Origin of the sequence: Burkholderia pyrrocinia, from assembly GCF_022809715.1 — a bacterium.
GTDB lineage: Bacteria > Pseudomonadota > Gammaproteobacteria > Burkholderiales > Burkholderiaceae > Burkholderia > Burkholderia pyrrocinia_C.
The window spans coordinates 1,246,241-1,259,071 of sequence record NZ_CP094459.1 but is presented as its reverse complement, the minus strand read 5'-3'; the positions used below and the strand labels follow the sequence as shown (position 1 = coordinate 1,259,071).

Below are 12,831 nucleotides of genomic sequence, written 5' to 3'. Positions count from 1 at the left end.
CCGGCGCGATCGGCAACGGCGCAGCGTCTGCAGCACGTCAGGCAGGCTCGGCATGATCGCGCACGGGCAGCGCGGTCGAATACTTGATCTGCTCCATCGCGAACGACGAGCTGACGTCGAACAGCGGCACCGCGCGAATCAGCTGCTTGTAGACGCGGTCGTAATCGTCGATGCCGGCGACGACGACGCGCAGCAGGTAATCGGTCTCGCCGCTCATCCGGTAGACCTCGACGACTTCCGGCATGTCGCGCACGGCCTGCGTGAAACGCTGCGCCCATTCCTCGGTGTGCTGGTTCGTGCGGATCGCGACGAACACGGTCGTGCCGACCCCGAGCTTGCGCGGATCGCACAGCGCAACCTGCGCGCGAATCGCGCCGGTTTCCTTCAGCCGCTGCACGCGCTTCCAGCACGGCGTCTGCGACAGGTTCACGCGCTGCGCCAGTTCCGCGATCGGCAGCGTGGCATCCGCCTGCAACAGCTCCAGCAGCTTGCGATCGATGGCGTCCATTTCTCCAGTCCCTCGTAGATAGAAATTTATTCTATGCATTCTGCATAACGGGGAACAATATGGAAACCGCCTCTCCGCGTCGACCGGTATAAATACCAATCCGGTACGCGTGAATCCGCCGCGCAGGCGATCGAGCCGGCACGCGTCCCTCCAAACGAAAAAGGCGACTCCACCCGTCCAGGTGGAATCGCCTCATGTACCGTCCGTTGCGGCTCGCGTGCCGCGCCCGGGCCAGGCCGGCGCTCACGCGGCACCGGCCGCCAAACCGCTCAATACGCGACCGTCGCGATCTCGCGCACGAAGCTGCGTTGCTCGAGCGCGTCGACGAACGCGACCGCGTAGTCTTCCGCCGAGATCTTGCTGTTGCCCTGCGCGTCCACGATCAGCTTGCCGACGCCGGTGCGGAACGTGCCCGTCCGCTCGCCCGGTGCGATCAGCGCGGCCGGCGCGAAGAACGTCCAGTCGAGATCGCCGACCGTCTTCAGGTAGTCGAGCGCATCGCGGTGCGCGAGCGCGACCGCCTTGTACGCTTCCGGGAAGCCTTCGCTGTCGACGAGCTGCTTGCCGGGCGCGACTTCGAGCGAACCCGCGCCGCCCACCACCACGAGCCGCTTCAGGCCCGCCTGACGCGTGCCGGCGACCAGCGCCTTCGCGGCCGCGACGACCTTCGCCGCGTCGTCCTGCTTCGGGCCGTACGCGCTCGCGACGACGTCATGGCCCGGCAGCGCGGCCGCGATGCTGGCCGCGTCGAACAGGTCGGCCGCCTTCGCCGTGATGCCGTCGCCGGCCGCACCGGGGTTGCGCGACAGTGCGGTCACGCGATGGCCGCGCCGTGCGGCTTCCGCTGCGATGCGCGAGCCGATCATGCCGGTGGCGCCGAACAGCGCGATATTCAAGGTACGTTGCGTCATATCGATTCTCCGAAAAAATGTTACTAAATTGATTACATATAAGACCGAAAAAAACGGGGCGAATCCCCCGTTGCGCCGATCGCCGCACCCACGCGCCGCCCGGCCTCCTGCGCTCTGCCTGCCGCCGCTCACCCGCCGGCGCGCCCCGCGTGTTGCTTGCGCTGCTCCGAATCCAGCACGTCGGCCGTTACGTCGGCAAGCGTGCGCGTGGCGAGCGATGCCTCCATCGCGCGCTGCGCGTCGCCGATGTAGTCGATCAGCACGCCCTGGATGTGCCGCCCGACGAGACACGCGGGATTCGGCGCCTCGCGGTGCAGCGCGAACAATTGGGCATCGTCGACCGCGCGGTACACGTCGAGCAGCGTGATCTCGCCGGGCTCGCGCGCCAGCAGCGCGCCGCCGCCCGCGCCGAGCTGCGACGTGGTCAGCCCCGCGCCCGCCAGCATCGACAGCAACCGGCGGATCAGCGCCGGATTCGTGTTCACGCTGCCCGCGATGATGTCGGACGACAACGGCGCGCCTTCCTGCATCGACAGCAAGGCAAGCACGTGGACGGCAAACGCGAACCGGCTGCTGGTATTCATTCCTCACCCACTCGGCGACGCCGGCCCGTACCGCGGCCGGCGACAATATGTAACCATAATAATTACATTTTGCGGATCATGCAAGCCTACGTCATTCTCCGCTTGCGGGCTTCGCGCCCGACGCGTTCTGCTGGCTCCACTGCTGGAGCTTCTTGCCGGCTTCCGCCATCTTCGCTCCGGCTTCGGAAGCCGCATGCGCGACGACCGCGGAAGCCGCCGCGTCGATCTGCGCCTGCGCGGCGGACGCGAGGCCGCTCGCGGACAGCGGCGGCACGGCCGACGCCGCGGACGCGATGCCGGCTTTCGCGGCGTTGAGCTGCTGGTTGACGGTGCTCGCGACCTGGTCGAGCGCCTTGGCCGCGCTGTTCGCGGCATCGGCCGCCGCGCTCGCGGCCGTATCGGGTTGGGCGACCGGCGTGCCGGACTTCTCGCAGCCCGCGAGCAACAGCAGCGCACCGGCAGCCACGGCCGCCAGCGCGAACCCGGGCACGCGACGCGCCCGCGATGTCTTCATGTTCATCAGCAATCTCCGGCCGCGCGTCGCACGGCCTCGTGGTTGGACCGACGTCGATGATACCGCCTGTTGAACAGGCCAAATGACGACCCGTGATTAAAAATGCCTTTCAATTTCGGATTCGTCTGATTCAATCGCAGGCACGACGCCACTAAAGTGGACACGCTTCAATCCGCTTCGTACGTGTCCCCTTTTCCGTCATGGCTTTCCTCGTCGACTGGTTCATCGCCCTGGCCGCGCTGCTCGCCGCCACCCTGTTCCTGTGCCTGCGCCCTCCGTCGGCGCGCCGCCTGGCCGAAGCCGGGCGCTCGCGCCGCGTCACGTCCGCGCGCCTGCTCACGCAGGCCGTGATCGGCTTCTGGACAGCCGCGCTGATCGTCGCGCAAGGCATCCTCGGCCCCGACGGCGACGGCCAGTCGCTCACGGGTTTCGCGGCGCTCTCGTTCGCCGCGCTCGGGCTGACGACCGTCGCCGCGTACTGGTCGGCGTGCGCACTGCGGCTGCGCCGGCCGCGAGAACTGTTCGTGCGCCACTGACGCGCCAGATCGGTGCGTAACGGCATGCGCCGCCGCACCACGCCGCACCCATTCGCACCAGTTCCACACGCGCCGCACCACGTGCGTGCGTACGGTGCGGCCCCGGCCCGCACCATACGTGCGTCAATACCGGGCGCGATTCACCGAAATGCCCCGCCACGTGGTGCCTGAGCACCAATTCCACGCAACCGTTCACCAAGTTGGCTCGATACTTGCGTTCCTCGCCCGTTTTTTGCGCAAGGAAACCACGGCATGGATGGTCTGAAATCCGGCGTCGACACACTGTTCCTGTTGATCGGCGCCGTCATGGTGCTCGCGATGCACGCGGGCTTCGCATTTCTCGAACTCGGCACGGTCCGCAAGAAGAACCAGGTCAACGCGCTCGTGAAGATCCTGGTCGACTTCTCGGTGTCGACACTCGCGTACTTCCTCATCGGTTACACGATCGCGTACGGCGTCGAGTTCTTCGACGACATCGGCACGCTGTCGCAGCACAACGGCTACGCGCTCGTGCGCTTCTTCTTCCTGCTGACCTTCGCTGCGGCCATTCCCGCGATCGTGTCCGGCGGCATCGCCGAGCGCGCGAAGTTCAATCCGCAGCTCGTCGCGACACTGATCATCGTCGGCTTCATCTATCCGTTCTTCGAAGGGATTGCATGGAACGAACGCTACGGCGTGCAGGCCTGGCTCACGCACGCGTTCGGTGCGCCGTTCCACGATTTCGCGGGCTCGGTCGTCGTGCATGCGTTCGGCGGCTGGGTCGCGCTGCCGGCCGTGCTGCTGCTCGGCGCGCGCCACGGTCGTTATGCGAAGGACGGCCGGATCGCCGCGCACCCGCCGTCGAACATCCCGTTCCTCGCGCTCGGCGCATGGGTGCTCGCGGTCGGCTGGTTCGGCTTCAACGTGATGAGCGCGCAGACGCTCGACAAGATCAGCGGCCTCGTCGCCGTGAACTCGCTGATGGCGATGGTCGGCGGCACGCTCGCCGCGTGGATGGCGGGCCGCAACGATCCGGGCTTCACGTACAACGGGCCGCTCGCGGGCCTCGTCGCGGTGTGCGCGGGCTCCGACGTGATGCACCCGATCGGCGCGCTCGTCACGGGCGCGGCGGCCGGCGCGCTGTTCGTCGCGATGTTCACCTGCGTGCAGAACAAGTGGCGCATCGACGATGTGCTCGGCGTGTGGCCGCTGCACGGGATGTGCGGCGCGCTCGGCGGCATCGCGGCCGGCGTGTTCGGCCTGCCCGCGCTCGGCGGTCTCGGCGGCGTGTCGTTCCTGTCGCAGCTCGTCGGCACACTCGGCGGCATCGCGATCGCAACCGCCGGCGGCACGCTCGTCTACGGCGCGCTGAAGGCGACCGTCGGGCTGCGCCTCGACCGCGAAGCCGAATTCGACGGCGCGGACCTGTCGATCCACCGGATCTCGGCGACGCCCGAACGCGACTGAGCGCCTGACGAACGCCCGACGCAGCATTACGTTTTCGATTCAAAAAACTTTCATCGAGCGTCCTTACACTTCCGTCCAGTTTTCACTTTGCCTTCGCGGAGCTTGCCGATCGCCTGCTTGCGCTTCGCGAAGGCCATTCTTCCAACAACTGAAACTGGACTCCACATGCCCGCGTTGCCCAATGCTGCCCGTCGTCAGGCCCTGAAGATCCTCGCCGGCGCGCCGATGCTTCCCCTTTCCGGCCTCGCGCTGCCGGCCCTGCTGACGGGTTGCGGCGGCGACGACAATCCGACGTCGACGCCGGCCCCGGTCGCCGCCGCCTATACGTCGGCGACGTTCTCGGCGATGGCCGCACCCACGCTCGACAACGCGGCCGCAATGGCCACGACGACGGTCGGCTCGACGCTGTCGGTGTCGTTCTCGGACGGTTCGTCGCGCAACTTCAAGCTCGCGTACCGGCCGTTCTTCGTGACGGGCGACATGGTGCCGGACGGCAAGGGCGGCACGACGCTCGCGGGCGGCTATTACGACATCAACAACCAGCCGATCATCGATCGCTCGGTAGCCGGCAAGGAGCGCCAGTTCTATTCCGACTGCCCGGACGGCAGCTCGCTGCTCACGCTGAAGAATGCGAACGTGCCCGGCGTGAAGGGCAACACGGTGTTCGCGGTCGTGCAGTTCGAATACACGACGCGCGACCGTGCCAGCGCATCGCAGTACGGCCAGCTGCCGTCGCCGATCGCGGTGCTCACGCTCGACCAGGATCCGGCCACCGGCGCGCTGAAGGTCGTCAAGTACCACAACGTCGACACGTCGAACGCGCACGGCCTGTGGATCACCTGCGGTGCGAGCCTGTCGCCGTGGGGCACGCACCTGTCGAGCGAGGAGTACGAGCCGGACGCGACGAAGGCCGCGACCGACGCGCAGTTCAAGGCGTTCAGCAAGAACACGTTCGGCGACGAGACGAAGGCGAACCCCTACCACTACGGCCACCTGCCCGAGATCACCGTGAACGCGGACGGCACGGGCACCGTGAAGAAGCACTACTGCCTCGGCCGCATCTCGCACGAGCTGATCCAGGTGATGCCGGACCAGCGCACCGTGATGATGGGCGACGACGCAACCAACGGCGGCCTGTTCATGTTCGTCGCCGACAAGGCGGCCGACCTGTCGGCCGGCACGCTGTACGTCGCAAAGTGGGCGCAGACGTCGTCCGCCGGCGCGGGCACGGCGACGCTGACGTGGATCAGGATCGGCCACGCGACGAGCAGCGAGATCGAAGCGCTCGCGAACACGCTGAAGGCGTCGGACATCATGGACCTGACGACCACCGACCCGAACGATGCGAGCTACACGAAGATCCACTTCGGCGGCAAGTTCAACTGGATGCGCGTGAAGCCGGGGATGGAGAAGGCGGCCGCGTTCCTGGAGACGCACCGCTACGCGGCGCTGCTCGGCGGCAGCATGGCGTTCACGAAGCTCGAAGGCACGACCGTGAACGCGAAGGACAAGATCGTCTATACGGCGATGTCGCGGATCGAGACGTCGATGGTCAAGGGCAACGCGGTGTCGCGCGACGTCGCGGTCGACAAGAAAATCGCCGCGGGCGCCGTCTATGCGCTGAACCTGAAGGGTAGCCAGCGCGACACGACGGGCGGCGCGATCGACAGCGAATGGGTGCCGGTCGACATGGGCGCGCCGGCCGCGCTCGTCGGCGAGGATCTCGCCGCGGCCGACGGGCTCGGCAACCTCGCGAACCCGGACAAGATCGCGAACCCGGACAACCTGAAGTTCTCCGAGAAGCTGCGCACGCTCTTCATCGGCGAAGACTCGGGCATGCACGTGAACAACTTCCTGTGGGCCTACAACGTCGACACGAAATCGCTCGTGCGCGTGCTGTCGTGCCCGGCCGGCGCCGAATCGACGGGCCTGCACGCGGTCGACGAGATCAACGGCTGGACCTACGTCATGAGCAACTTCCAGCACGCGGGCGACTGGGAAACGCCGCTGCACGACAAGGTCAAGCCGACGCTCGACCCGCTCGTGCGCGCGAACTTCAAGGACCGCTTCGGCGCCAGCGTCGGCTACCTGACGGCCGAGCAGACCAGCATCAAGCTCGCGAAGGCCTGACCGCTTCGCTCGAGGGGGCCTTGCGTCCCTGGCCGGGCGCCCCTAACCGGGCGTCCCTAGCCGGGCGCCCCTAACCGGGCGTCCCTTTCTTCATCACCGTTCATTCGTCGGCGCTCCACGCCGGTTTGTGCGCGATGCCCAGTGCGGGCATCGCGCTTTTTTTTTGCGCGCGCGAATCGAACCTGCCGCGAATGCATCGCGCGCAAGCATGCTCCGCCGGACGTTCGGACGGGCGTTTTCTGCGATCGGGGGATAATACGGGCCTGACGCGTCCGGGCGGACGGGCAAAAAAAAGCGCCACGGAGACCGTGGCGCTAAAAAAGTTCTAGCCATTCCGAGGGCCGTGCTAGAACCTGAGAGACTGCGCGAAACACCGTTGCCGGTTAAACTCCTGAAACGATGTTTCGAAAACGTGAGACATTCTTTCCGTTTCCGCCCGACAAGTCAAGCGGTATTTGCACCGGCTCATGCACTTTCCGGCAATGCTCCTTTGAGCGTTTTCCTAATAAACCAAGGGTGAACCCGCAAAATCTCATCCAATGACCGGTTCACCCATGGAACATGCATCTTTTGACAATCGTCCTACAATACCAACAAAATTGAAATCGAGTTTCGGAAATAGAGAGAACCCCTCGTGTCGACAACTGTAACCCCTTCCGCGTCCCGGGACCGTGAATCGTCGCCCGACGAGATCACCGCGCTCGCCCGCGGCCTTGCCGTGCTGCGCCGCATCGCGGCTGCCGACGCGCCCGTCAGCAACCGCGAGCTGACCGAACTGACCGGCATCCCGAAGCCGACCGTGTCGCGCATCACCGCGACGCTGGTCAGCGCCGGCTTCCTGTTCCAGTTGCCCGACAGCGAGCGCTTCGTGCTCACCGCGTCGGTGCTCGAGCTGAGCCACGGCTTCCTGCGCAACTTCGACATCCGCGCGCGTTCGCGGCCGTTCATGATCGAGCTGGCCGAACGCACGTCGCTGTCCGTGCACCTTGCGGTGCGCGACCGGCTCGACATGGTCGCGATCGACGTGATCCGGCCGCGCTCGGCCGTGCTCGTCACGCGCCTCGAAATCGGCTCGCGGATGGACATCGCGCGCACGGCCGTCGGCCGCGCGTATCTCGCGGCACTCGAGGACGACGAGCGGCGCCAATTGCTCGACTCGCTGCGCACGACGGCGGGCGACGACTGGCCGCATGTGTCCGCAAGACTCAATCCCGCGCTCGACGAAGCGATGCGCGAAGGCCACGCGATCGCGATCGGCGAATGGCGCGAGGGCCTGAATGCGGTCGCGGCCGGTTTCGTCGGCCCGTCGGGCCAGCGCTATTCGGTGAATTGCGGCGGTGCGTCGCACCAGTGTCCGCCCGAATGGCTACAGGAACATGTCGTACCCGCACTGCACGAATGCATCGCGAAAATCACCCGCGAGATCGGCGGCGCGCCGGCCCGGCGCATCAGCGTGTAATCGTTCCGTCATCGTGCCGACGCGTTCTGTAACGACCGTAACCCGTTGAAAGATAGACCGCTGGACTGTAACGGGGACGGCACGTAGGATCATGCCCATCGTCGCGCCGCATTCGCGGTGCGCACAGCTCTTTTCCCGCGCGGGTCGGGAGGGCACCGGACCGAGCCGGGTTGCCCCTCCCGGCACCGCTCGCCCACGCGCAGCCAAGAGCAGTCCGATTCCCGGCACGCCGCGCCGTCTTCCTGACAGAACACGATGGATAACGAACAAAATCCCACGCCCCCTTCGAAAGATCCCGCATCTCCCGCCGCACGGCGCCCGCGCCGCACGCTGATGATCGGGACGCTCGCGGTCGTCGTCATCGGCGGCCTGCTGTGGTGGCACCCGTGGAACCGCACGTCGGCGGCCCAGCCGGGTGCCGGCAGCGCGGCCCAGGGCGCGAGCGGCGCCGGCGGCCATCGCGGCCGCGGCGGCCCCGCCGCGATGGCGAACGTTCCGCAGCCGGTGCAGGTGGCGACCGCGACGCAGGGCGAGATGCCGATCGTGCTGTCCGCGCTCGGCACCGTGACGCCGCTCGCGAACGTGACGGTGAAGACGCAGTTGTCGGGCTATCTGCAGTCGGTGTCGTTCCAGGAAGGCCAGATCGTCAAGAAAGGCGACGTGCTCGCGCAGATCGACCCGCGCCCGTACCAGGTGTCGCTCGAGAACGCCGAAGGCACATTCGCGCGCGACTCGGCACTGCTCGCGACAGCGCGCCTCGACCTGAAGCGCTACCAGACGCTGCTGTCGCAGGACTCGATCGCTTCGCAAACCGTCGATACGCAGAAATCGCTCGTCAAGCAATACGAAGGCGCGGTGAAGACCGACCAGGCCGCGATCGATTCCGCGAAGCTGAACCTCACGTATGCACGCATCACGGCGCCCGTGTCGGGCCGCGTCGGCCTGCGCCAGGTCGACCCCGGCAACTACGTGACGCCGGGCGACAGCACCGGCATCGTCGTGATCACGCAGCTGCAGCCGATGAGCGTGATCTTCACGACATCGGAAGACAACCTGCCGCAGATCCTCAAGCAGGTGAACGCGGGCCAGAAGCTGTCGGTCACCGCATACAACCGCGACAACACGGTGCCGCTCGAGACGGGCTCGCTCGCGACGCTCGACAACCAGATCGACACGAGCACGGGCACGGTCAAGCTGCGCGCGAACTTCGATAACAAGGAAGGCATGCTGTTCCCGAATCAGTTCGTGAACACGCGGCTGCTCGTCGACGTGATGCGCGATGCGACGATCGTGCCGACGTCCGCGGTGCTGACGGGTTCGATCGGCCAGTTCGTCTACGTCGTGAAACCCGACAACACGGTGACGGTGCGCAAGGTCAAGCCCGGCCCGGTCGACGGCGAACGCACGAGCATCGTCAGCGGCATCGCGCTCGGCGAGCGCGTGGTGACCGACGGCTCCGACCGCCTGCGCGAAGGCGCGAAGATCTCGATCCCGGCCGACAAGCCGAAAGGCGCGTCGGGCGCGCGCGGCGCCGGCGCGGCGTCGGGTGCATCGGGCGCCGGCGGCCATCGCGGCGGACACCCGCACGGCGCGTCGCAAGCAGCGGCCCGATAACGCGCGGGCCGCTCGATGAATCCATCCCGCCTCTTCATTCTCCGGCCGGTCGGCACCGCCCTCCTGATGGCGGCGATCATGCTGGCCGGCCTCGTCGCGCTGCGCTTCCTGCCGCTCGCCGCGCTGCCCGAGGTCGACTATCCGACGATCCAGGTCCAGACCTTCTACCCGGGCGCGAGCCCGGAGGTGATGACCTCGTCGGTCACCGCGCCGCTCGAACGGCAGTTCGGGCAGATGCCGTCGCTGAACCAGATGTCGTCGCAAAGCTCGGCCGGCGCGTCGGTGATCACGCTGCAGTTCTCGCTCGACCTGCCGCTCGACATCGCCGAGCAGGAAGTGCAGGCCGCGATCAACGCGGCCGGCAACCTGCTGCCGTCCGACCTCCCTGCCCCGCCGATCTACGCGAAGGTCAATCCGGCCGACGCGCCGGTGATCACGCTCGCCGTCAAGTCGAAGACGCTGCCGCTCACGCAGGTGCAGGATCTGGCCGACACGCGGCTCGCGATGAAGATCTCGCAGATCGCGGGCGTCGGCCTCGTCAGCCTGTCGGGCGGCAACCGCCCGGCCGTGCGGATCCAGGCGAACCCGACCGCGCTCGCGCAGTACGGGATGAACCTCGACGACCTGCGCACGACGATCTCGAACCTGAACGTGAACACGCCGAAGGGCAACTTCGACGGCCCGACGCGCGCCTACACGATCAACGCGAACGACCAGCTCACGAGCGCCGACCAGTACAACAGCGCCGTCGTCGCGTACAAGAACGGCCGCCCGGTGATGCTCACCGACGTCGCGACGGTCGTCGCCGGCTCGGAGAACACCAAGCTCGGCGCGTGGGTGAATTCGGAGCCCGCGATCATCCTGAACGTGCAGCGCCAGCCCGGCGCGAACGTGATCCAGACGGTGGACGCGATCAAGGCGCAGTTGCCGAAGCTGCAGGAAACGCTGCCGGCCGCGCTCGACGTGCAGATCGTCACCGACCGCACGACGATGATCCGCGCGGCCGTGCGCGACGTGCAGTTCGAGCTGCTGCTCGCGGTCGGGCTGGTCGTGCTGGTGATGTACCTGTTCCTCGCGAACGTCTACGCGACGATCATCCCGAGCCTGTCGGTGCCGCTGTCGCTGATCGGCACGCTCGCGGTGATGTACCTGGCCGGCTTCTCGCTGAACAACCTGTCGCTGATGGCGCTCACCATCGCGACCGGCTTCGTCGTCGACGACGCGATCGTGATGATCGAGAACATCGCGCGCTACGTCGAGGAAGGCGAATCGGGGCTCGAGGCCGCGCTGAAGGGCTCGCGGCAGATCGGCTTCACGATCATCTCGCTGACGGTGTCGCTGATCGCGGTGCTGATCCCGCTGCTGTTCATGGGCGACGTGGTCGGGCGCCTGTTCCATGAATTCGCGATCACGCTCGCGGTGACGATCGTGATCTCGGCGATCGTGTCGCTCACGCTCGTGCCGATGATGTGCGCGAAGCTGCTGCGCCATTCGCCGCCGCCGGAGAGCCACCGCTTCGAGGCGCGCGTGCACCAGACGATCGACTGGGTGATCGCGCGCTACGCGGTCGCGCTCGAATGGGTGCTGAACCGCCAGCGCTCGACGCTCGTCGTCGCGCTGCTGACGCTCGTGCTGACCGGCCTGCTTTACGTCTACATACCGAAGGGCTTCTTCCCCGCGCAGGACACCGGCGTGATCCAGGCGATCACGCAGGCGCCGCAGTCGATCTCGTACGGTGCGATGGCCGAACGCCAGCAGGCGCTCGCGACCGAGATCCTGAAGGATCCGAACGTCGTCAGCCTCACGTCGTTCATCGGCGTCGACGGCAGCAACATCACGCTGAACAGCGGCCGGATGCTGATCAACCTGAAGGCGCGCGACGAGCGCTCCGAGACGGCGGCGCAGATCATCCGCGACCTGCAGCACCGCGTCGCGAACATCACGGGCATTTCGCTGTTCATGCAGTCGGTGCAGGATCTGACGATCGACTCGACCGTCAGCCCGACGCAGTACCAGTTCATGCTGACGAGCCCGAACTCGGACGAGTTCGCGACCTGGGTGCCGAAGCTCGTCGCGCGGCTGCAGCAGGAACCGTCGCTCGCCGACGTCGCGACCGACCTGCAGAGCAACGGCCAGTCCGTCTACATCGAGATCGACCGCGCGAGCGCCGCGCGCTTCGGCATCACGCCGGCAACCGTCGACAACGCGCTGTACGACGCGTTCGGCCAGCGCATCGTGTCGACCATCTTCACGCAGTCGAACCAGTACCGCGTGATTCTCGAGTCCGAACCGAAGGAGCAGCACTACGCGCAATCGCTGAACGACATCTACCTGCCGTCGGCCGGCGGCGGCCAGGTGCCGCTGTCGTCGATCGCGTCGTTCCACGAGCGGCCGTCGCCGCTGCTGGTCGCGCACCTGTCGCAGTTCCCGTCGACGACCATCTCGTTCAACCTCGCACCCGGCGCGTCGCTCGGCGAGGCCGTCAAGGCGATCGAGGCCGCCGAGAAGGACATCGCGCTGCCTGCGTCGTTCCAGACGCGCTTCCAGGGCGCGGCACTCGCATTCCAGGCATCGCTGTCGAACCAGATCTTCCTGATCCTCGCGGCGATCATCACGATGTACATCGTGCTCGGCGTGCTGTACGAAAGCTACATCCACCCGATCACGATCCTGTCGACGCTGCCGTCGGCCGGCGTCGGCGCGCTGCTCGCGCTGATGATCACCGGGCACGACCTCGACATCATCGGGATCATCGGCATCGTGCTGCTGATCGGCATCGTGAAGAAGAACGCGATCATGATGATCGACTTCGCGCTCGAGGCCGAGCGCGTCGAAGGCAAGCCGGCGCGCGAGGCGATCTTCCAGGCGTGCCTGCTGCGCTTCCGGCCGATCCTGATGACGACGCTCGCCGCGCTGCTCGGCGCGGTGCCGCTGATCGTCGGCTCCGGCGCGGGCTCCGAGCTGCGCCAGCCGCTCGGGATCGCGATCGCCGGCGGCCTGATCGTGTCGCAAGTGCTGACGCTGTTCACGACGCCCGTGATCTACCTCGGCTTCGACTCGCTCGCGCGCCGCGTGCGCGGCTGGTTCGAACGCCACGGCCCCGGTGCCGGCACGCGCACGGATGCGTAA

10 protein-coding genes are annotated in these 12,831 nt (G+C 66.9%); 6 read left to right on the top strand and 4 right to left on the bottom strand.

From position 1 onward, the window contains the following. Positions 1–37 precede the first annotated feature (37 nt). The 4 genes from MRS60_RS06000 to MRS60_RS05985 all read right to left on the bottom strand — a co-directional run bounded on the left by MRS60_RS06000 (position 38) and on the right by MRS60_RS05985 (position 2,523). On the bottom strand, positions 38–508 hold the full coding sequence (locus tag MRS60_RS06000; RefSeq protein WP_034183166.1) for an Lrp/AsnC family transcriptional regulator: 471 nt from the start codon (positions 506–508) through the stop codon (positions 38–40). Positions 509–777: 269 nt separating this feature from the next. After that, the gene (locus MRS60_RS05995; protein ID WP_034183165.1) at positions 778–1,419 is read right to left on the bottom strand and encodes an NAD(P)-dependent oxidoreductase; all 642 of its coding nucleotides are present in this window, start codon (positions 1,417–1,419) and stop codon (positions 778–780) included. 128 nt (positions 1,420–1,547) lie between these two features. Next, a complete protein-coding gene (locus tag MRS60_RS05990) occupies positions 1,548–2,003 on the bottom strand; it encodes an Rrf2 family transcriptional regulator (RefSeq protein WP_034183164.1) in 456 nt (151 codons plus the stop codon). A gap of 91 nt (positions 2,004–2,094) precedes the next feature. After that, positions 2,095–2,523, bottom strand: a complete 429-nt coding sequence (locus tag MRS60_RS05985; protein ID WP_105390758.1) for a hypothetical protein — start codon at positions 2,521–2,523, stop codon at positions 2,095–2,097. A 194-nt stretch (positions 2,524–2,717) separates the two neighbouring features. On the opposite strand from MRS60_RS05985, the gene MRS60_RS05980 reads away from it, so the two are divergent. The 6 genes from MRS60_RS05980 (at position 2,718) to MRS60_RS05955 (ending at position 12,831) form a co-directional block, all read left to right on the top strand. Further along, a complete protein-coding gene (locus MRS60_RS05980) occupies positions 2,718–3,053 on the top strand; it encodes a hypothetical protein (RefSeq protein ID WP_034183162.1) in 336 nt (111 codons plus the stop codon). Positions 3,054–3,305: 252 nt separating this feature from the next. After that, the gene (locus MRS60_RS05975) at positions 3,306–4,499 is read left to right on the top strand and encodes an ammonium transporter (RefSeq protein WP_243565377.1); all 1,194 of its coding nucleotides are present in this window, start codon (positions 3,306–3,308) and stop codon (positions 4,497–4,499) included. Between the two features lie 165 nt (positions 4,500–4,664). Further along, complete coding sequence (locus MRS60_RS05970) at positions 4,665–6,629, top strand: PhoX family protein (protein WP_243565376.1); 1,965 nt, start codon at positions 4,665–4,667, stop codon at positions 6,627–6,629. Positions 6,630–7,263: 634 nt separating this feature from the next. After that, entirely contained in the window at positions 7,264–8,088 is an 825-nt protein-coding gene (locus MRS60_RS05965; protein WP_034183159.1) for an IclR family transcriptional regulator, read from the top strand. A gap of 255 nt (positions 8,089–8,343) precedes the next feature. Next, complete coding sequence (locus MRS60_RS05960) at positions 8,344–9,702, top strand: MdtA/MuxA family multidrug efflux RND transporter periplasmic adaptor subunit (RefSeq protein WP_243565375.1); 1,359 nt, start codon at positions 8,344–8,346, stop codon at positions 9,700–9,702. Between the two features lie 15 nt (positions 9,703–9,717). Beyond that, positions 9,718–12,831: an MdtB/MuxB family multidrug efflux RND transporter permease subunit gene (locus MRS60_RS05955; protein ID WP_034183157.1), complete on the top strand. Its 3,114-nt coding sequence runs from the start codon at positions 9,718–9,720 to the stop codon at positions 12,829–12,831.